Source organism: Variovorax sp. GW822-FHT04E09 (assembly GCF_058800845.1).
Genome location: NZ_JBXAMR010000001.1, coordinates 395566 through 415455, shown reverse-complemented (window position 1 = coordinate 415455; position 19890 = coordinate 395566). Strand labels below are relative to the sequence as shown.

Genomic DNA, 19890 nt, shown 5'->3' with positions numbered 1-19890 from the left:
TCAGGGCGCCAGCACCAGCACCTTGAACTGGCTGGGCACGATGCGCATGCCCACGATGTTGCAGCGGTTCTGCACCGCCAGGCTGGTCATGCGCGTGCACGGCGTGCCCTTGAGCAGCACCGTGAACGCGCCGGTGATGTGGCGCGACGGCCCCATCACGGTCTGCGACACCACGCCCATGAGCACGCCGGCGTTGTCGCCGTTGGTGATCGGCGTGGTGGTCGCCATGTTGTGCACGGGCGTGCCGCCGTACAGGATGTTCCAGGCGTTGGGCAGGGCCGTCGGCCCGAGCGCGATGTTGGGGTAGGGCACGGGCAGCGCGGGCGGTGTCTTGCAGACATCGGGAAACGCGAGGTCCATTCCCATCATCTGTGCGTTGGCGAACATGGTTCAGGCTCCTTGTCGGTATCAACCCATGTGGATCTGTTCGGCGTCGACCTTCACCAGCGCCTGGCTGGTGACGAAGGTGTTCTTGGCGTGCAGCCGCAGGCTTTGCGAGGCCTGCATGTCGATCTGGCCCGCACGCACCTGCTCGACCTCTTCGGTGAGGCGAAAGCTCGAGCGCGTGAGCAGGCTCAGGCGGTCGAGCACGGTCTCGAGCGTGCGGCCCACGAAGCGGGCGACCAGCGTGGTCACGCGCACTTCGGCGCCGCGGTAGGCCATGTCGGTGATGTCGACGGTCGCCTTGTCGGCCTGAAGTGCGAATGCGGACGCCTGCAGCGCGATGCTGCCGCGCCGCGAGCGGATCGTGAGGTCGCCGTCGGTCACAAGCTGCGACTGGCTGGGGTCGGCCTGCGTGACGACGGCGATCAGGAACAGCTGGTCGCGCTGCGGCCCGGCCACGAGCACGACATCGCCCACGGCGGGCTGCAGCAGGCAGCTCGCTGCGCGCGGGCAGTGCCAGGGCGCGCCGCCCGGCTGCGGTTCGACGACGAAGCGGCCGTCGGGCAGCGATTGCACGACGGTGCCGAGCGCGCTGCCGGTCCAGGCCGGTGCGGCGACCGCGGGCAGCGGCTTGCGCAGCAGCGCGTGCATCTCGGTCTCGGGCATATCCGACGACGGCGAAACAGGTTCGCGAAGGACTCGGTGATTCATGGCGGGGTGTCCTGTGGATCGGGCGGCAGCGGCCGGCCGAAGGTGTCGCGGCCGGCGCGTTGCGGGCGGCTCGCACGGGCGGCGGAAAAGCGCTCGGCCTCGAACAGCGCGGGGTCGCTGTCGAGCACGCCGAGGCGGTCGCTCCAGCGCACGCCGGTCTCGATTGCCCGGTGCATCTGGGTGCGGTGGAAGGTGGCGCCGCGCAGGTCGGCATCGGCGAGGTCGGCGTAGGAGAAATCCGCGTACACGAGGTGGCTGCGAGCGAACGCGGTGCGGCGGCAGCTCGCGCGGTGGAACACGCACTGTTCGAGCCGCGCATCCGACAGGTCGGCGTCGTCGAGCCGGGCACCGACCCACAGGCTCTGGTCGAAATGCCCGCCGCGCGCATCCACCCGGCGCAGGTCGGCTTCGGGGAACAGGCACTGCGGCGCCTGCACGCCCGACAGCACCGCGCCTTCGAGCTTCGCGCCCTTGAAGTTGCACTGGCTCAGGCGCGCACCGGCGAAGTTGCAGCCCGTGAGGTCTGCGTCGATGAACTGGCACAGATGGAACGACTGCGCCGAGAAGTCCTGCCCCGCGAGGTCGGCCTCGCCGAAGATCACGTTGTGGAAGCTCGCACCTTTGAAGCGCGTGCCGCGCAGCGCCGCGCGGTAGAAGACGGTGGTGTTCAGCGCCGTGTCGTCGAAGCGCGTGCCGTCGAGGCGGCATTCGCCGAACACCGCCTTCGTGAGGTCCGCGCGCTCGAAGCCCGCGCCGTCGAGCGTGCTCTGGTGAAAGGTGGCCTGGCTCGCCTGCGCCCCGGTCATGTCGACGCCGCTCAGGTCGGCCTCGGAGAAGACCGCGTGGCCCATCACCGCAGATTGCAGGCACGCGCGGGGCAGGGCGCAGCGGTGGAAGGCGGCGTGTTGCAGGTCGGCGGTGTCGAGCACCGCGTCGTCGAAGCGGCAGCTGTCGAACACCGACTCGCCCAGCCGCGCGCCGCGCAGGTTCGCCCGGCGGAAATCGCAGGCGCCGAAGCTGCCGCCGCGCAGGTCCACGCCGTCGAAGTCCATGCCCTGGAAGTCCTGGTCCTGGATGTGGTCGCCGCCGCGGAGCTTCGCTGCCAGCTCGGCCGGCGTCATCGCACCGGGTCCGCGGCGCGGCGCGGGAGGGTCTTGGCCTGTTCGAGGTGCGCGCCGTGCGTGTCGGTCACGCCGTCGATCAGGGTCTGCGAGACGTCGGCGCGGAACAGGTTGGCCTCGCGCAGGTCGGTGCGGACCAGGCGGGCTTTCTGCAGGCTGGCATGCATGAGGTTGGCGCCGCGCAGCGAGGCCTGCGTGAAGTCGGCACGGATGAAGAGGCTTTCGGGCGCGTCGCAGCCGCTGAGGTCGGCGCCAGTGAGGCTGCAGGCCGACAGGTCGCAGGTGTCGAGCGTGGCACGCACGAAGCGCGCGCCGTCCAGCGGCATCTCGCGCAGGCCGCATTGCACCAAGGTCGCGTCTTCGAAGTCCATGGTGCGCAGGCTGCTGGTGCCGACGAAGCAGGTGGTGTGCAGGGTGGCGCCGCGAAAGACGATGCCGGTGTCGCCCGGCGTGTGGGCCCAGGCGCAAGCTTCGAGCCGGGCGCCGCTGAAGTCGAGCCGCTCGGCGATGCACGAGATCAGCCCGACCTTGTGGAGCACGGCGCTGCGAAAGCTGCAGTCCTGCAGGCGGGTCTGTTCGAGGAAGGTCACGTAGGAAAGGCGCGCTGCATCGAAGCGGCAGTGGTCGACCTGAAGGCCGAGCACGGTCAGGTGCTCCAGCGAGGCTTGCGAGAAGTCGCAGTGATCGAAGTGCGTCTGCTCGAGCGTGGTGTGGTGCAGCTGCGCGCCGGTGAACACGGTGTGGACACATCGGGCCAGGCTGAGGTTCGCGCGGTGCAGCACGCAGCCCGCGAGCGAGGCCCGCGAAAGGCGCGCACGCACGAGCACGGCTTCGGTGGCATCCGCGCCGTCGAGCCGGGCGCCTTCGAGGTTCGCGTGTTCGAGCAGCGTGCGGTGCAGGCGCGCGCCGCGCAGGTCCATGCCCGACAGGTCGGCGCCGGTGAGGTCCATCTCCGAGAGGTCGCGCGTGGTGGTCATCGCGTCCTGCACGCGCTGGCGCGCCTCGGTGGCGCGTTCGCCTTCGAGCACGTCGGCCGGCGACTGGTGCTGCGCGCCCATTCGGTACATGTCGATCAGCCCGCGCTGGCCTTTCTCGACCACCTCCGCGAAGGCCTGCTGCTGCGCGGGCGGCAGTGCGGACGTGCCCGTTGCGGCGGCGATGCCGAACATGCCCTGCAGCACGGTCTGCGCGTCGAAGGCGGGCGGGCCCTTGGTCGTGGTGCGGTCGATGCCCGAGACCAACTCTGCGGAGTCGAAGCCGACCTGGCGTGACTCGGCCGCATTGAGTTGCCCCGCGCGTTCCAGCTCGCGCCGCCCGTCGTCGAGCGCCTTGCGCTGGTCCTGCGTGAAGCGCCGCGTGCGCTCGACGAACTCGGGCAGCTCGGCGAGCGTCGGCATCTTTCGGAATGGCTCGGGCATCGGCCGCTCGCGCAGTAGGCGCGGATCGTGGCCGGCCTCGCGCGCCTGCTGCATCAGGTCCGCGCGCAGCCGGTCGCCGCGCTCGCGCATGTTGCGCACGAGCGCGGATTCTTCGCCGTCGTCCAGCGTGTCGAGCCAGGGGCCGATGGCCTGCGCGGGCAGCAGCTCGTCGTCGCGGGCGGCATGCAGCGCGCCCGTCTCGGGATCGCAGCGGCGCTGGAGGAGGGCGAAGTAGTGCGCCAGCGGGCGCGGCGCATCGCCTGCGGCTTCGATGGCCGGCATCACGTGCGTCACGTCGTCGGCGTCGTCTTCCACGATGTCGATCTCGCCGTGGTGGATCAGCGCCACCTGCGCACGGTGCGGAACGAACCACGCCGTGGTGAGGCGCATGGGCACTTCGTCGAACTGCTCCGGCTCGCGGCCGGGGCCGCTTCGGCGCGCGATGAAGGCGCGTGCACGCCAGTCGGGCAAGCGCCCGCGCTGCACCGGCTGCGTGGGGTGCATGTGCCAGATCTCGTAGGGCGTGCCGCCGGGGATGTGGTCGCGCGCGGGCCAGCGCTGCTGCGGCGGCGCGGCGTTGAAGAAGCGCCAGTCCATGTCCTCCGAAAAACCGGGGAACAGATGCTCGCGCCAGTGGCCGTCGTACTGCCGGCCGATCAGGCGCATGCGGCTGGGCCGGGTCAGCTCGATCGGGCCGAAGCCGGCCGGCTCGGTCTCGCGGTCAGGGCGGTCGATGCGCTGCTGCGGGTCTTCGATGTTCGGCAGGCGCTGCACCTGCAGGCCGTTGACGGTCTCGTGGGCGTGGCCGATGCCCTGCGGGTTCTCGGCAAAGCCGGGGCCGCCATAGGCGCGCGTGGCGTCGAGCCGCATCGATTCGAAGGGCTGCGGCGCGGTGGCGCGGCCGTCGAGCCAGAAGCGGTCGCCGAACACCAGCAGCTGGCGCGAAAGCTCACCCATGCGCATCGCGACGGCGCAGGCGGTCTTGTCGTCCTGATGGTGCGTATAAGCGTGGGCCGTGGCCAGGAACTCGGCGTGGGGTTTGGGAATGCCCAGGTCGATGGCGCCCGTGGGGCCGAGCTCTTCGGCAGCGATCTTCCAGAACTCCGGCTCGGGCAGCAGCACGGGCGCGGCGTCCATCGACACCATGCCCATCAGCGTGACACCCAGGCGTTGCTGGCGGCCTCGCAGGAAGGGGCGCGTGATGACACTCAGCCGCAGCGGCTTGACGGTTTTCAAGGGGATCAGCTCCGTGCGGGGGCCACTTCGAGCGGCGTGCGCTGCCGGTCGACCGCCACCACGTGGGGGTGCGCCGGGTCCTGGACCAGGTGCAGGGTCGCGCCCGGCACCGCGAGGCGGGGCAGCAGCAGTTCGTCGACCAGCGTGCGCAGCACCACGCTCGGCACCGGGGACGACGGCGGCATCTGCAGCGTGAATTCGAGCGCCACCATGCGCTGGCCATGGCTGCCCGGGCTGGTGAGCTGGTGTTCGGAGCGCCGCACCTGCGCCACCACGCCGTGCGTGACCACGCCGGCAAGGCCCAGGCGTTCGCCGATGCGCCGTTCCTGCGTGTACTTGCGCTGCTCGCGCGTGGCCGTGACCACCACCGCGACGCCGGCCAGCAACGCCCCGCCCATCATCACCGCGAAGACGCTCCAGAGGACCTGTTCCCAGACGGGCATTGGCAATGCGATCGGTCGGCGGCTCAGACCTTGACGGTCATCGCCTTGGCCGCGAAGGCCAGGCCGCCGCTGGCGATCTTCATGCCGATGTTTGCGACCTTGAGCATCTTCCCCTCGATCTCGGTGGCCGAGTTCTGCGAGCGGAACACCGCCACGTCGAGCCGGATGCCCGAAAACTGCGAGTTGAGGATGTAGTTCTGCTGGCGCAGCCCCCACAGGTCGAGCGCCAGCCCGACCGCCGAGAAACGCGCCCCCACGCCGCCCGCGCGGTACCAGCGCCAGTCGTTGCTCTTGGCGTAGTTGTTGATGTAGGTCTTCGAGTTGTTCGTGTAGTCGTTCGTGATGTTCTTGTAGACCTTGGACGTCGTGTTGTAGACGTTCGTGTTGATCACGTGCTGCGTCGTGTTGTGGATGTGGTTCGTGGTGTTGAAGGTCACGTCCGGCGAGGTGTGGACCGTGGGGCCGGTCACCGTGGTGTTCGACGGACCGTTGACGTGCACGGTGTTCGACGTGTTGATGGTGTCGTTGCGGCCCGCGCTCACGAAGCGGATTTCCTGCCCGTCGATGGTGCCGTTGAAGCCGCCGCTGATGGCGAGCGTCACGCCGCCGGAGATGGTGTCGTTCAGCCCGCCGCTGAGCGTGCGCGTCTTGCCGCCCGTGATGCGCTGCGTCACGCCGCCGCTCACGGTTTCGCTGAAGCCGCCCGTCACGTCGCGCGTGTCGCCCCCGGTGATGGTTTCCGTCGCGCCGGCGGTGATGTCGCGCGTCTCGCCGTCCTGGTAGGTGGCCGACTCGTGGCCCTTGATGAGGGTGGTGCGGGTGCCGTCGGTGGTGTGGGTCTCGTCGGCTTCCACTTCGACATCGAGGTTGCGCTCGGCGTGCAGCAGGATCTGCTCGGCGCCTGCGCGGTCCTCGAAGCGCAGCATGTTGGCCTGGTTGGCTGCGCCGCCTGTGCTGGAGCGCGTGAGGATGCCGCTGGCCGTGGCGTTGGCGGGCAGTTCCCACGGCGGCATCTGGTCGCTGTTGTAGACGCGGCCGGTGATGATGGGGCGGTCGGGCTGGCCGCCGATGAAATCGACGATCACTTCCTGGCCCACGCGCGGCATGTGCATGGTGCCGTAGTTGGCGCCGGCCCAGTTGCTCGACACGCGCACCCAGCACGAGCTGTTCTCGTCCGACTGGCCGTAGCGGTCCCAGCGGAACTGCAGCTTCACGCGGCCGAAGCGGTCGGTCCAGATCTCTTCAGGGCCGACCACGGTGGCGGTCTGCGGGCCGTTGGTGCGCGGGCGCGGCGTGGTGCGCGCGGGGCGGTAGGGCACGGCCGAGGGCAGCACGGTGAAGTCGAACTCGCACACCGATTCGCTGCTGCCGCCGGTCGAGTATTCGGGCTCGCGCAGGTCGTAGCGCGTTCCGGTGACGAGGTACTCGCGGTTGTCGGTCTCGCGCGGGCAGTGCGTCATCTCGAACAGATGGCCCGGCGCCATGCCCACCACGTTGGTGTGGCCCGAGGCCAGCTCGTGCGCGCACTGCAGCTCCTGCAGGCGGATCTTCTCGTAGGCGTCGCCTTGCTGGTGCTCGCTGTAGCCGCCGAGCCATTCATAGACTTCGTAGGACGCGTGGTCGTGGCCCTTGGGGTCCTGCTGCACGCTCTGCAGCGAAGCGCGCGACTTCCTGAAGTCGAAGTCGTCGAGCATCACGCGGCCCGAGGTGATCTGCTCGGCCACGCGCCAGCGGTCGATGCAGGGCTCCAGCGCATTCACCACGCGGTCGCGCGGGCGGTAGGGAATGCGGGCGTGTCCCGGCAGCGGGTGGTAGCCGCCCGTGTCGTCGGCCAGCACCAGCAGGTGGGAGCCATTGCTGTGCTCGAAGTGGTACGCAATGCCTTCGTGCTCCATGAGGCGGCTCACGAAGGCGAAGTCGCTCTCCTGGTACTGCACGCAGTATTCCCACGGGCGGTAGCTGCCCGTGAGGCGCTTCTCGAACTGGAAGCCGTACTTGCCCAGCACCGCGTCGAGCACCTCGGGCACGCTCTGGTTCTGGAAGATGCGGCAGTCGGTGGTGCGCGTGAGGTACCACAGCCACGGCTGCACGAGCGCGCGGTAGATGTAGTGGCGGCCGGTTTCGTTCGCGCGCCCGACCAGCTCGAAGCGCACCACGGTGCCGTTGAGGTAGCGCGGCGCGCCGTCGTCGGCAACGGCCAGCGTGAGCGAGGTGCCGAGCAGGCGCTTCAGGTCGAGGTTGAAGCTGGTGCTGACCATGTCGACCTCGAACTCGAAGAGTTGCGAGAGTCCTTCGTTTCCCCGCATCGCGCGGAACTTGAGCTGCTCGGCGCTCAGGACGGTATGGACTTGGACGGTACGCGGCATTCGACACTTCCCTGACCCCTCGGGCTTTCACGGATGCGAAGCCTCTGCAGATGGGGCCAGGCCAGTATGAAAACGCCGCGTGTCACATCCATGACGCGCCACAGGCAAAAGGCCGTCGAAACGGCCTTTTGTGAAAGCGAATGCACGCCTGCGCAGCAGGAGTGACGCAAAGGTTTTACATCGACGCTTCGAGCATCGCCTTGTAGTCGTCGCGCGTGGCCAGCCGCGGATTGGTCTTGTGGCAATGGTCGGCCATGGCGCCGTCGATGATCTGTTCGAACATCGCGGGCGTCACGCCCACCTCGGCCAGGCCCTTGGGCAGGCCCAGGCGCGCGTTCATGTCGCGGATCGCGTGGCCGAGGTCGCCGGCCGAGTCCAGGTGCATGGCCTGCGCCATGCGCTGCAGGCGCTGTTCCTTCTGCACCGATTCGGCGCCCGAATTGAAGTGGATCACTGCCGGCAGGAAGAGGGCGTTGAGCGTGCCGTGGTGCAGGCGCGGATCGACGCCGCCCAGGCTGTGGCTCAGCGAGTGCACGCAGCCCAGGCCCTTCTGGAAGGCCATGGCGCCCTGCATCGACGCGCTCATGAGGTTCAGGCGCGCCTCGCGGTCGCTGCCATCTTTCGTCGCGCGCTCGATGTGACCCCACGCGCGCTCCAGGCCGTCGAGGCCGATGCCGTCGGCCGGCGGGTTGAAGGCGGCCGACATGAAGGTTTCCATGCAGTGCGCGATGGCGTCCATGCCGGTGGCGGCCGTGAGCCGGGGCGGCAGGCCGAGCGTGAGTTCGGGGTCGCAGATGGCGGCCTTGGGCATCAGGAACCAGCTGTGGAAGCCCAGCTTGCGGTGGTCGTCGACGATGACGATGGCGCCGCGCGCCACCTCGCTGCCGGTGCCGCTGGTGGTGGGCACGGCAATGAGTGGCACCGCGCGCTCGGTGATCTTGGGCGAGCCGCCTTCGATGGTGGCGTAGGTCTTGAGCGGGCCATCGTGCGTGGCCGCAATGGCCACGCCCTTGGCGCAGTCGATGGCCGAGCCGCCGCCCACGGCGATGAGGCCGTCGCAGCGGCCGCTGCGGTACAGCTCGACGGCGGCGCGCACCGCGGCCTCGGTCGGGTTGGACGGCGTCTGGTCGAACACCGAGACCTCGAGATCGGCGATGGCGTCGAGCGCCTTCTGCAGCACGCCGGCCGCGCGCACGCCGGCGTCGGTGACGATCAGGGGGCGGTTGATGCCGATGCGTGCGCACTCGCTCGACAGGAGCTTGATGGCGCCGAATTCGAACTGGATCTGGGTGAGGTATTGGATGAGGGCCATGAGGGGGAACGCCCGAGGGCAGTACGATTGCTGACCGTTCGAATCTAACAAGAGGGGACATTCTTGCCCACCAACAAAACCCTTGCGTCTGTCGCACTGGGCTCAGCGCTGCTGGCCGCCTCGGTCCAGGCTGCCTGCCTCAGCGACTCCCAGGTGGCCGACTTCGCCGCCGCGCAGGCGGCACGCACGCCCGCCGCCGACATCGAGAACCTCAACGAGGCCGACGCCACCTGCACGCGCGCCAAGCTCAACGTGCTGCATGCGCGCAACCTCGGTGACGTGGTCGGCTACAAGGCGGGCCTGACCAACCCCGCGGTGCAGAAGCGCTTCAACTACGACCAGCCGGTGTGGGGCGTGCTCTACCAGCGCATGCTGCTGGACAGCGGTGCGGTGGTCGATGCGGCCTTCGGCGCGCGGCCGCTGTTCGAGGCCGACATGCTGGTGCGCGTGAAGAGCGCCGACATCCACAAGGCGAAGACGCCGGCCGAGGTGCTGGCCAACATCGACCAGCTCATTCCCTTCATCGAGCTGCCCGACCTCGCGGTGCAGACGCCCTCGAAGCTCAACGGCCCGGGCGTGGCTGCGATCAACGTCGGTGCGCGGCTTGGCGTGCGCGGGCTGCCGGTCGATGTGCCGACCACGGCCGACGGGCAGTCCTGGATGCTCGAGAGCCTGCGCGACATGCGCGTGGTCATGAAGGATGGGCAGGGCAAGGAGCTGGCCACCGGCAAGGGATCGGACATCCTCGAGCACCCGCTCAACGCGGTGGTGTGGCTGGCCGGCGCGCTGGCCAAGGAAGGCATCGCGCTGAAGCCGGGCGACCTGATCAGCCTGGGCTCGTTCTCGCCGCTGCTGCCGCCCAAGGCCGGACAGACGGTGGTGGTGAGCTACGAAGGGCTGTCGCGCATGCAACCGGTGGTGGTGTCTTTCAAGTGAGCACGACCACGACAGCGAACCGCCTCGCGCAACCCGCACTCACCCCGAAGATGGCCGGCGTGGTCGAGCGCATGGCGCGCGCGGGCCATCCGCCGCTCGACCAGCTCACGCCCGACGAAGCCAAGGCCTCGTATGAAAAAGGCGCGGGCGTGCTCGAGGTGCCCAAGCCCGAGTTGGCGCGCATCGAAGACTTCCACATCGCCGCGCGCGACGGCCACGCGATGCCCGCGCGGCTGTACGCGCCGTCGGCCGAGGTGCTGCCGGTGCTCGTGTATTTCCACGGCGGCGGCTTCACGGTCGGCAACATCCGCACGCACGACACGCTGTGCCGCGTGCTCAGCCTCAAGAGCGGCTGCGCGGTGGTGTCGGTCGACTACCGGCTCGCGCCCGCGCACAAGTTTCCGACCGCGTCGAACGACGCCTGGGACGCCTTCCAGTTCATCGCCACGCAGGGCGCGAGCCTGGGCCTGGACGGCACGCGCCTGGCGGTGGGCGGCGACAGCGCGGGCGGCACGCTGGCGGCCGTGTGCGCCATCCTGGCGCGCGATGCCGGCCTGCCGGTGGCGCTGCAGCTGCTCATCTACCCCGGCATGGCCGCGCACCAGGACACCGAGTCGCACCGACGCCATGTCGACGGCCCGCTGCTGACCAAGGCCATGATCGACTTCTTCTTCGCCCAGTACGTGAACACGCCCGCCGACCGCGACGACTGGCGTTTCGCGCCCTTGCTGGCCGACGACGTCGACGACGTGGCGCCGGCCTGGATCGGGCTGGCCGAGGCCGACCCGGTGGTGGACGAAGGCATCGCCTACGCCGACAAGCTGCGCGCCGCGGGCGTGGCGGTCGACCTGGAAATCTACCGTGGCGTGATCCACGAATTCATCAAGATGGGCCGCGCGATTCCCGAGGCGCTGCAGGCGCAGAACGACGCGGCCCGCGCACTGAAAGAGGCATTGAATCCATGAGCGAGAACAACAACACCCCGGTCCACCGCGAGGACTTCCACTACTTCCACCGCCTGCGCGTGCGCTGGGCCGAGGTGGACATGCAGAAGATCGTCTTCAACGCGCACTACCTGATGTACTTCGACACCGCCATTGCCGACTACTGGCGCGCGATGGCGCTGCCGTACGAAGAGGCGATGCATTCGCTGGGCGGCGACCTGTACGTGCGCAAGGCGACCATCGACTTCCGCGCCTCGGCCCGCATGGACGACGTGATCGACGTGGGCATGAAGTGCGCGCGCATCGGCAACTCGTCGATCATTTTCCAGGGCGGCCTGTTCCGCCAGGACGAGTTCCTGGTGGGCTGCGAGCTCGTCTACGTGTTCGCCGACCCGGCCACGCAGACCTCGAAGCCGGTGCCCGCGGCGCTGCGCGAGACGCTGACGGCCTTCGAGGCCGGCGAGCCGATGCGCACCGTCGAGACCGGCGACTGGGCCACGCTCGGCGAAGGCGCGAGCGCGCTGCGCCGCGCCGTGTTCATAGAGGAACAGAACATTCCCAAGGAGCTGGAGTGGGACGCGCACGACGCCGTCGTGCTGCACGCGGTGGCGCGCAACCGGCTCGGCCAGGTCATCGGCACCGGCCGGCTGCTGCCCGCCGAGGACGGTGTCTCGCACATCGGCCGCATGGCGGTGCACCGCACCTTGCGCAGCGGCGGCCACGGCGCGGCCGTGGTGCAGGCGCTCGAAGACGCGGCCCGCGCACGCGGCGACCGCGAGGTGGCGCTCAATGCGCAGCGCAGCGCCGAGCGTTTCTATGCGCGGCTCGGCTACGCGGTGCACGGCCAGCCTTTCGAGGAAGCCGGCATTGCGCACATCCAGATGCGGCGCGCGCTGCGCTGAGCGCAGCAGCGCCTGCGCTCAGTAGCGGGCCGGCGGGTCCGGCACGTAGCCGGGGTCCGAGCCCGGGAAGGGCGAGGGGCCCGACGGGCGCGGCCAGCGCTGCGGCACCGGGATGACGCCCGCGGCGACCAGGTTCTCGCGGCTGTCGTAGCGGATGCGGATCACCTCGTCGGGCTGCGAGTTGGCGCGCTCGAAGGTCGTCTTGCCGACGTACGAGGTCTCGCGCCGTCCGTGGGCCGTGCCCAGGCTCGGGCTGGGCGCCGACTGGCGGGCCATGGCGCTGGCGGACGACTCGGCGGCCATGTCGGCATTGCCGGCGCTGCCGGCGGGTGGGGCCGCCTTGGCGCGCGCATCGCCCATCGACGACGGTGCCGGCGGCGCCTCGCTGCGCCGTTCGCGGCTGCTGTTGCCGCCGCTGTACTCGTCGCGCGACGGATAGGGCGTCACGACCGGCGGCGGCGGTTCCGGCCGGCGTTCGCGGAACATCGCGACGCCGATCACGCCCACGTCGTCGGGGCGGCCGGTGCGGCTCGCGTAGGAATTGCCGGCGGCGGCGAATTCGAAGGCCGCGATCTGCGAATCGCTCTTGCGCCAGCCCGCGATGTCGCTGCGCTCGCGCGGGCCGAACACATAGCCGTTCTGGCCGACGCCGGCGGTTTCGCCGGTGACGACGTTCACGCCGTCCACCGACATCACGGCCATGATGCGTTCGCCCATCGCGTTGCGCGCCCGGATCGCATAGCGCGCGCCAGGGCGGCCGGCCACCCAGTACTCGCCGCGGTGGCGGTAGATCGGCAGCTCGGCGCCGCTCGTGCGGTCGACGATGCTGATGTTCATGAGGCCGCCGATGCGGCTGGCACCGGAGGGGTACGGCCGCATCGGGCTTTCCGCCCCCGCCGACAGCGCGGTCAGGGCCAGGACGGTGGTGAGGAGAAGTCTGCGCTGCATCATGGTGGCTTCCTTGCCAGGAGTGGATCGATGCAGGCTTCTACGGCGGGGCCTCGCGAACGGGGTTAAGCGTCGCGCAAAAAAATGGCGCTGTCGGTGAGACAGCGCCAAGCGCCCCCGGAAAGAAGGCAGGGACGCAGGGGAAATCAGATGTCTTCGAGCAGCGGGTAGGGCAGCGGCTCGACCGACAGCGCCGGTCCGCCGGGCGCACCCGCATGCAGGCCGCCGGCCTCGAGTGCGGCGATCTGGATGGAAATGAGCGCCGACCAGCCGCCATCGGGCGCGGGCGCGGCCTGCGCCACGGTGCCCACGGGCTGTTCGGCGTCGTTGGCGGCGAACACCTCCTGGCCCGCGGCCAGCGGGGCGTCGGTCTGTGCGAGGTAGGTGCGGCGCTTGAGCGTGCCGCGGAACTGGCTGCGCGCCACGATTTCCTGGCCGGGGTAGCAGCCCTTCTTGAAGTTCACGCCGCCCACCGACTCGTAGTTGATCATCTGCGGCACGAAGGCCTCGATCACCGGCGTGGTCAGCGTGACGATGCCACTGCGCACCTCGCTCCAGGGCCACAGCGCGGCGTCGAGCGTCGGGCCCACGGGCGCCTTCTGGTCGGCCGGCGCGATCCACAGCGCGCGCGGCACGCCGTCGGCCGGGTACAGCGACACCACGCTGATGTCTTCGCCGATGGCCGTGCGGCGACCGGGCGGCAAGGCCGCATCGAGGCCGTTGGCGGTCAGGGCCGTGCCGGCCACGCCGTGCAGCGCGAACTGCTCGGTGGCGTCGGTCAGCTTGACCTTGGCGCGCAGCACGTACATCGACAGGCGCTTGAGCGTGGCCGCCAGGATGTCGCGGCTGCACACCAGCAGGATGAGTTCGGGTTGCGGGCGGATGCCGATGAAGCTGGCGATCACGCGGCCCTTGGCCGTGCAAAGCGCCGCCAGGCGGGCTTCTGTGGCACCGAGCAGAGAAAAATCCTGCGTGAGCTGGCCGTGCAGGAAGCTGGCGGCATCGGGGCCTTCGGCGCGGATCACGCCGAGGTGGGGCAGGGTGCTCACCCCGTTGAGAACGACTGTGGTCATCGCTGAATTATCATGGCCGTGCCTGTTCCTTCGGGGCGGCAGGGATTCCCCGTCGCAGCGACGGGGCCGGCCGTTCCCGCGGGTCGGTGTCCATCTGCTTGCCAGCCCTTTTTCTTCCTCCGTCTTTTCCTCGGATTCGTGCGCAGCTTCTTCCTCACGCTCTTCCTGCTCGTGGCCCTGGCCGTCCTGGCGCTCGGCGGCGCCGGTCTCTGGTGGGTGCACCAGCCGCTCAAGTTGCCGACGCCCAGCGTCGACCTGTCGGTGGAGCCCGGCACCACGCCGCGCGGCATTGCGCAGGCCGTGGCCGACACCGGTGTCGACGTGCAGCCGCAGCTGCTGTACCTGTGGTTCCGCGTCTCGGGGCAAGACCGCCAGATGCGCGCCGGCAGTTACGAACTGGAACGCGGTGTCACGCCCAAGCTGCTGCTCAACGTCCTGGTGCGCGGCGAGGAAGCCACGCGCAGCGTGGTGCTGGTCGAAGGCTGGAACATCCGCCAGGTGCGCGCCGCGCTCGCCAAGGCCGAGCAGCTCAAGCCCGAAAGCGTGGGCATGAGCGAAGACGCGCTGATGGCCGCGCTGGGCAAGCCGGGCCTGCACCCCGAAGGCCGCTTCTTCCCGGACACCTACACCTACTCGAAGGGCTCGACCGACATCGCGCTGCTGCAGCGCGCCATGCGGGCCATGGACAAGAAGCTCGAAGCCGCCTGGGCGGCACGCGCGGCCGATTTGCCGCTCAAATCGGCGGACGAGGCGCTTATTCTGGCCAGCATTGTCGAAAAGGAGACAGGCAAGGCCAACGACCGCGCGGAGATTGCCGCCGTCTTCACCAACCGGCTGCGCATCGGCATGCCGCTGCAGACCGACCCGACCGTGATCTACGGCATGGGCACCGCCTTCGACGGCAACCTGCGCAAGCGCGACCTGCAGACCGATACGCCCTGGAACACCTACACCCGAGGCGGCCTGCCGCCCACGCCGATCGCCATGCCCGGCAAGGCCGCGCTGCTGGCGGCCGTGCAGCCGGCGCAGAGCAAGTCGCTGTACTTCGTCTCGCGCGGCGACGGCACGAGCCAGTTCAGCAGTTCGCTCGACGACCACAACCGCGCGGTCAACCGCTACCAGCGAGGCGGTGGCAGCCCTCAACCCAAGGCGACCCAATGAGTGACACCGGTTTGTTTCTGACGCTGGAAGGCATCGACGGCGCGGGCAAGTCGAGCCACCTCGACGCGCTGGAAGCCCGCTTCAAGGCGCAGGGCCGCACCGTGGTGCGCACGCGCGAACCCGGCGGCACGCCGCTGGCGGAGACGCTGCGCGGGCTGGTGCTCGAGCAGCCGATGAACCCGCTGACCGAATCGCTGCTGGTGTTTGCGGCGCGTTGCGACCACATCGCGCAGGTCATCGAACCGGCGCTGGCGCGCGGCGAGGTCGTGCTGTGCGACCGTTTCACCGACGCCACCTTCGCCTACCAGGGCGCGGGGCGCGGCTTCGACACCGCCGTGCTGGCGACCCTCGAACAGTGGGTGCAGGCGGGCCGGGCCGGTGTGCCGGCTTCGCAACTGCTGCAGCCCCAAGTGACCGTGTGGTTCGACCTCGCCCCCGAGATCGCCGCCCAGCGCCTGGCCGGCGCGCGCGTGCCCGACAAGTTCGAAGCCCAGCCCGTCGAGTTCTTCCGCCGCGTGGCGCAGGGCTATGCAGACCGCGCCGCCGCCGATGCGTCGCGCTTCGTACGCATCGATGCGAGCCAGGCCCGCGACCAGGTCTGGCAACAGATCGACACGGCGCTGGTGGCGCGTGGCGTGCTGTCGCCGGTGCAGGGAGCGGCCCAATGAGCGAGCCGGTGAACACGCTGACCCCGTGGCTGCGCCAGCCCTTGGCCGAACTGCTGCGCCAGCGTGGCCATGCCTGGCTGCTGCAAGGCCCGTCGGGCATCGGCCAGTACGAACTCGCGCTGGCGCTCGCCGCCGCCTGGCTGTGCGAACAGCCGGTGGAGGAGGGCGGTGCCGCCTGCGGCCACTGCGCGAGCTGCCACGCCATCGAGGTCCGCACCCACGCCGATTTGTGCGTGCTGATGCCCGAGGTCGCGATGCAGGAACTGGGCTGGCCGCTCGACGAAAAGGCCCAGTCCGACATCGACGACAAGAAACGCAAGGCCAGCCGCGAGATCCGCGTCGAGGCCATGCGCGACGCGGTCGGCTTTGCCCAGCGCACCAGCGCGCGCGGCCGCGGCAAGGTCGTGCTCGTGTACCCGGCCGAGCGCATGAACACCATCACGGCCAACGCGCTGCTCAAGACGCTCGAGGAGCCCGTCGGCGACGTGCGTTTCGTGCTCGCCAGCGAGGCCGCGTGGCAGCTGCTGCCGACCATCCGCAGCCGCTGCCTGGGCTTCACGCTGCCCTGGCCCGAAACCGCCGAGGCCGAGGCCTGGCTGGTGGCGCAGGACGTGCCCGCCGCCGACGCCGCGCAACTGCTGCGTGCCGCGGGCGGACGGCCCAGCGATGCGCTGCGGCTGGCGCGCTCGGGCCAGTCACCCAAGGCGTGGTCGCTGCTGCCAAAGGCCGTGTCGCGCGGCGACGTGGGCGCGCTGGCCGACCAGGCGCCGGCCCAGGCCGTCGTCTCGCTGCAGAAGCTCTGCCACGACCTGATGGCCGTGGGCCACGGCGCCGAACCCCGATTCTTCGACGCGGCCGACCTGCCGCCGGCCCCGCACAAGCTGGCGCTGGCGCGCTGGTCGAAGTCGCTCGCCGCCGCCGCGCGGACCGCCGAGCACCCGTTCAACGCCGGCCTCATGCTCGAAGCGCTTGTGAGCGAGGCGCGAAGCACCCTAAACTCTGCCGCTCGCCGCCCATGAACCAACCTGTCGCTCCCGCCGCCGCTTCATCTGCCACGCCCGCCCGGCCGAGCGTCATCCAGCTCGCCATCAAGGAAAAGGGCGCGCTCTACGCGGCCTACATCCCGCTGTTTGCCGAGGGCGGCATCTTCATTCCGACCACGCGCGAGTACCGGCTGGGCGACGACGTCTACGTGCTGCTCACGCTGCCCGAAGACCCGCAGCGCTATCCGGTGGCTGGCAAGGTCGCCTGGATCACGCCGGCCCGCGCCGCCGGCAACCGGGCGCCGGGCGTCGGTGTGCGCTTTCCCTCGGACGAGAAGTCGCGCCAGCTGAAGGCGCGCATCGAAGCTGCGCTCGGTGGCTCCATGGCCTCCGACCGCCCGACCCAGACCATCTGAGTTCTTTCTCCGCCGCCGTCCCCGTGACGCGGAACTCCGGACACGGCGCGATCTCCCACAGGCGCGCCGCACTTCATCCTTTCCGATGTTCACCGACTCCCACTGCCACCTGACCTTTCCCGAATTCGCGGACCAGATGCCCCAGATCCGCGCCGCCATGGCCGCCGCCAAGGTCGACCGGGCGCTGTGCATCTGCACCAAGCTCGAGGAATTCGACGACGTGCAGGCCCTGGCCGCCAGCTACGACAACTTCTGGGCCAGCGTGGGCGTGCACCCCGACAACGAGGACATCGCCGAGCCCACCGTGGAAGACCTGGTGCGCCTGTCGGCGCGCCCGCGTGTCGTGGCCATCGGCGAGACCGGTCTTGACTATTACCAGATGGAAGAGCGCAAGGGCGGCCGCAGCATCGCCGACATGGAGTGGCAGCGCGACCGCTTCCGCGTGCACATCCGCGCCGCGCAGCAGACCCGCAAGCCGCTCATCATCCACACGCGTGACGCCTCGGCCGACACGCTGGCGATCCTCAAGGAGGAGGGCGAAGACGGCGCGGGCAGGGCGGCCGGCGGCGTATTCCATTGCTTCACCGAAACTGCCGAGGTGGCGCGCGCCGCGCTCGACCTGGGTTTCTACATCTCCTTTTCGGGCATCCTGACTTTCAAGAAAGCCCAGGACCTGCGCGACGTGGCGGCCTTCGTGCCGCTGGACCGCATGCTGATCGAGACCGACAGCCCCTACCTGGCGCCCGTGCCGTATCGCGGCAAGACCAACAACCCGTCGTACGTGCCCTTCGTGGCGCAACAGATCGCCGAACTGCGACAAATGCCCGTAGAGGACATCGCCAAGGCGACAAGCGACAACTTCGAAACATTGTTCAGGGAAGTCAAATCATGAAAAACTACTTTAAGAAGTCGATATATCTTGTTGTCATGGCTGCATCTTTTGCAGCGCATGCGGGTTCGTTCGAAGACTTTTTCCGCGCCGTGCGCGGCGACAACGCCAGCGGTGTGCGCACCCTGCTGAACCGCGGTTTCGACCCGAACACGCGCGACGAACACGGCCAGACCGGCTTGATGCTCGCGCTGCGCGAGCCGTCACCGAAGGTCATCCAGGTGCTGATGGAGTCGCCGCAGCTCAACGTCGACCTGGCCAACGCCAAGGACGAAACGCCGCTGATGTTGGCGTCGATCAAGGGCCAGCAAGACCTGGTGGTGCAACTGCTCAAGCGCGACGCTGCCGTCAACAAGACCGGCTGGGCACCGCTGCATTACGCCGCCAGCAGCGGGCAGCTGTCGATCATGAAGCTGCTGCTCGAGAACCACGCCTTCATCGACGCCCAGTCGCCCAACGGCACCACGCCGCTGATGATGGCCGCAATGTACGGATCGAACGACGCCGTGAAGCTGCTGCTGGCCGAAGGCGCGGATACGGCGATGAAGAACCAGCTCGGCATGACGGCGGTCGACTTTGCAGTGAAGGCCAATCGGGCTGAGTCTGCGGAGCTGATCAAGGCGGCTGGGGATGCGAAGGCGAATGGGGTGAAGGCGGTGCCGAAGGATGGGAAGTGGTGAGAGCCCGCGGGCCTCAGCAATCCTGACGCAGCAGAGGTTGAACACGGTCGCCCAGGTATCTGGACAGCCATATGCAGTGCTCTTGAAGGCTGTCTATTGGAATATCGCTGCCTAGCGATAGGGGCTTCTCATCCTGTCCTGGCAAGCGCGTGACCACGCTGAGATAACCCGCCGTGGCGTAGCTGGTGAGCGCCGTGGGGGTCACTGCGCGAATGGACTCAAACGGGACCACGGTGGTGCGCAGCTTTCGCAGTGGCGCCGTCTCGACATAACTGAGCTGCCTGGTTTCCGAATTGAAGCTGAAAGCGATCACTGTTTTTCTTGAGGTCGCGACCAGCAGCATGAGACCCGCGAGGCCGCTCGTCCCGAACAGCGGGATCCAGATCGCCGGATCAACGAACACGCCGGATGAAAACGGGTTCGCGCCGCTCGCGAGCGAGGCAAGGCTCGCCAGGCCAAGCCCGAGAAGATAGACGGGTGCGACCAACGCGAGTACCACCAAAGAGGCCGCGGCTGCCAACAGAAAGGAAGAACGAGCGCTCGATCCTTCCTTGCTTGATCGCCAGCAGAAGCAGCGGCTCATTTCTTCCTGACCGGCAAGGACGTTCGATGTCACTTGTGGGCGTTCCTTTTCTTGACGGGTTGGGCTTGGGGAGATGCTTGCCTGGGTTTCTTGAGTTCCGTCGACTGTACCGCAGTCCCTTCATATTGAACACAATGTGCATTATGTAAAATGACTTGTGAAGGTGCAGACCGTTTGGCGCTATGAACCTGAGAGCCTGGGCAGTCCTCGACCCGAGCCCAATGCCCTTCCGGCTCTCGCACTTCGCCCAGCCCTTCATTTCAAGCCTGAGCGAAGTTGCCCTGAGTCGAATCAGCTCAGCGTGCTCCCATCCGGCAGCTTCGCAATCACCTTGATCTCGAACTGAAAGCCATACAGCCACGTCACGCCGATCCCGGTCAGCGTCGGGTGCGGCGCTTCGCCCCAGTACTCGGGCACCAGCTTCCAGATCGTTTCGAAGTTCGATTCCGGATCGACGATGAAGACCGTCACGTCGACCACGTCGTCGAAGGTGCAGCCCGCGGCTTTCAGGATGGCGTTCAGGTTGTCGAAGGCGCGCCGCACCTGCGCTTCCAGCTCAGGCTCCGGCGAGCCGTCTTCGCGGCTGCCGACCTGCCCGGACACGAACAGGAAGCCGTTGGAGCGAACGGCTGGCGAATAGCGGTTGCGGTCATAGAGCGCCTGGCGCCCGGGGGGGAAAACGACGTCGCGTGAGGCCATAAGGTGCTTTCTTTCTG

Annotated in this window: 20 protein-coding genes; 9 read left to right on the top strand and 11 right to left on the bottom strand. The window is 68.8% G+C overall.

Annotated elements, in window-relative coordinates:
• The 7 genes from AC1RL8_RS02005 to gbd all read right to left on the bottom strand — a co-directional run bounded on the left by AC1RL8_RS02005 (position 1) and on the right by gbd (position 8991).
• The gene (locus tag AC1RL8_RS02005) at positions 1 to 387 is read right to left on the bottom strand and encodes a DUF4150 domain-containing protein (RefSeq protein WP_056580973.1); all 387 of its coding nucleotides are present in this window, start codon (positions 385 to 387) and stop codon (positions 1 to 3) included.
• A 21-nt stretch (positions 388 to 408) separates the two neighbouring features.
• On the bottom strand, positions 409 to 1095 hold the full coding sequence (locus AC1RL8_RS02000) for a DUF3540 domain-containing protein (protein WP_492685668.1): 687 nt from the start codon (positions 1093 to 1095) through the stop codon (positions 409 to 411).
• Complete coding sequence (locus tag AC1RL8_RS01995) at positions 1092 to 2216, bottom strand: pentapeptide repeat-containing protein (protein ID WP_492685667.1); 1125 nt, start codon at positions 2214 to 2216, stop codon at positions 1092 to 1094. The genes AC1RL8_RS02000 and AC1RL8_RS01995 overlap by 4 nt, the downstream gene beginning before the upstream one ends.
• Entirely contained in the window at positions 2213 to 4870 is a 2658-nt protein-coding gene (locus tag AC1RL8_RS01990) for a DUF2169 family type VI secretion system accessory protein (protein WP_492685666.1), read from the bottom strand. The genes AC1RL8_RS01995 and AC1RL8_RS01990 overlap by 4 nt, the downstream gene beginning before the upstream one ends.
• 5 nt (positions 4871 to 4875) lie before the next feature.
• Positions 4876 to 5313, bottom strand: a complete 438-nt coding sequence (locus tag AC1RL8_RS01985; protein ID WP_492685665.1) for a hypothetical protein — start codon at positions 5311 to 5313, stop codon at positions 4876 to 4878.
• Positions 5314 to 5336: 23 nt separating this feature from the next.
• The gene (locus AC1RL8_RS01980; RefSeq protein WP_492685664.1) at positions 5337 to 7679 is read right to left on the bottom strand and encodes a type VI secretion system Vgr family protein; all 2343 of its coding nucleotides are present in this window, start codon (positions 7677 to 7679) and stop codon (positions 5337 to 5339) included.
• 175 nt (positions 7680 to 7854) lie between these two features.
• Complete coding sequence (gene gbd / locus AC1RL8_RS01975) at positions 7855 to 8991, bottom strand: 4-hydroxybutyrate dehydrogenase (protein ID WP_095947634.1); 1137 nt, start codon at positions 8989 to 8991, stop codon at positions 7855 to 7857.
• Between the two features lie 63 nt (positions 8992 to 9054).
• Between gbd and AC1RL8_RS01970 the strand changes: the two genes are divergently transcribed.
• Genes AC1RL8_RS01970 through AC1RL8_RS01960 form a run of 3 tightly spaced genes read left to right on the top strand, consistent with a single transcriptional unit; the run spans position 9055 to position 11773 of the window.
• Positions 9055 to 9927, top strand: a complete 873-nt coding sequence (locus AC1RL8_RS01970) for a 2-keto-4-pentenoate hydratase (RefSeq protein ID WP_492685663.1) — start codon at positions 9055 to 9057, stop codon at positions 9925 to 9927.
• A gap of 50 nt (positions 9928 to 9977) precedes the next feature.
• Positions 9978 to 10892, top strand: coding sequence for an alpha/beta hydrolase (locus tag AC1RL8_RS01965; protein ID WP_492685712.1), 915 nt, complete (start codon positions 9978 to 9980; stop codon positions 10890 to 10892).
• On the top strand, positions 10889 to 11773 hold the full coding sequence (locus tag AC1RL8_RS01960) for a YbgC/FadM family acyl-CoA thioesterase (protein ID WP_492685662.1): 885 nt from the start codon (positions 10889 to 10891) through the stop codon (positions 11771 to 11773). Before AC1RL8_RS01965 ends, AC1RL8_RS01960 begins: the two co-directional genes overlap by 4 nt.
• An 18-nt stretch (positions 11774 to 11791) precedes the next feature.
• On the opposite strand, the gene AC1RL8_RS01955 is transcribed toward AC1RL8_RS01960, so the two are convergent.
• Both AC1RL8_RS01955 and ygfZ read right to left on the bottom strand, forming a co-directional pair.
• Complete coding sequence (locus AC1RL8_RS01955; RefSeq protein WP_492685661.1) at positions 11792 to 12721, bottom strand: hypothetical protein; 930 nt, start codon at positions 12719 to 12721, stop codon at positions 11792 to 11794.
• Positions 12722 to 12867: 146 nt separating this feature from the next.
• Positions 12868 to 13794: a CAF17-like 4Fe-4S cluster assembly/insertion protein YgfZ gene (gene ygfZ, locus AC1RL8_RS01950; protein WP_070060618.1), complete on the bottom strand. Its 927-nt coding sequence runs from the start codon at positions 13792 to 13794 to the stop codon at positions 12868 to 12870.
• A gap of 138 nt (positions 13795 to 13932) precedes the next feature.
• On the opposite strand from ygfZ, the gene mltG reads away from it, so the two are divergent.
• From mltG to AC1RL8_RS01920, 6 genes are all read left to right on the top strand, one after another.
• A complete protein-coding gene (mltG, locus tag AC1RL8_RS01945) occupies positions 13933 to 14955 on the top strand; it encodes an endolytic transglycosylase MltG (RefSeq protein ID WP_492685660.1) in 1023 nt (340 codons plus the stop codon).
• Complete coding sequence (gene tmk / locus AC1RL8_RS01940) at positions 14952 to 15623, top strand: dTMP kinase (RefSeq protein ID WP_492685659.1); 672 nt, start codon at positions 14952 to 14954, stop codon at positions 15621 to 15623. The genes mltG and tmk overlap by 4 nt, the downstream gene beginning before the upstream one ends.
• The gene (locus tag AC1RL8_RS01935) at positions 15620 to 16642 is read left to right on the top strand and encodes a DNA polymerase III delta subunit-related protein (RefSeq protein ID WP_095947640.1); all 1023 of its coding nucleotides are present in this window, start codon (positions 15620 to 15622) and stop codon (positions 16640 to 16642) included. Before tmk ends, AC1RL8_RS01935 begins: the two co-directional genes overlap by 4 nt.
• A complete protein-coding gene (locus tag AC1RL8_RS01930) occupies positions 16639 to 17022 on the top strand; it encodes a PilZ domain-containing protein (protein ID WP_062472893.1) in 384 nt (127 codons plus the stop codon). Before AC1RL8_RS01935 ends, AC1RL8_RS01930 begins: the two co-directional genes overlap by 4 nt.
• Before the next feature lie 85 nt (positions 17023 to 17107).
• Positions 17108 to 17914, top strand: a complete 807-nt coding sequence (locus AC1RL8_RS01925) for a TatD family hydrolase (protein WP_139705956.1) — start codon at positions 17108 to 17110, stop codon at positions 17912 to 17914.
• Positions 17911 to 18591 carry an ankyrin repeat domain-containing protein gene (locus AC1RL8_RS01920; protein ID WP_095745272.1) on the top strand — a complete coding sequence of 227 codons (681 nt, stop codon included), beginning with the start codon at positions 17911 to 17913 and terminating at the stop codon, positions 18589 to 18591. Before AC1RL8_RS01925 ends, AC1RL8_RS01920 begins: the two co-directional genes overlap by 4 nt.
• A gap of 13 nt (positions 18592 to 18604) precedes the next feature.
• On the opposite strand, the gene AC1RL8_RS01915 is transcribed toward AC1RL8_RS01920, so the two are convergent.
• Both AC1RL8_RS01915 and AC1RL8_RS01910 read right to left on the bottom strand, forming a co-directional pair.
• Positions 18605 to 19207: a hypothetical protein gene (locus AC1RL8_RS01915; RefSeq protein WP_492685658.1), complete on the bottom strand. Its 603-nt coding sequence runs from the start codon at positions 19205 to 19207 to the stop codon at positions 18605 to 18607.
• Between the two features lie 258 nt (positions 19208 to 19465).
• Positions 19466 to 19873, bottom strand: coding sequence for a RidA family protein (locus AC1RL8_RS01910; protein ID WP_492685657.1), 408 nt, complete (start codon positions 19871 to 19873; stop codon positions 19466 to 19468).
• Positions 19874 to 19890 lie beyond the last annotated feature (17 nt).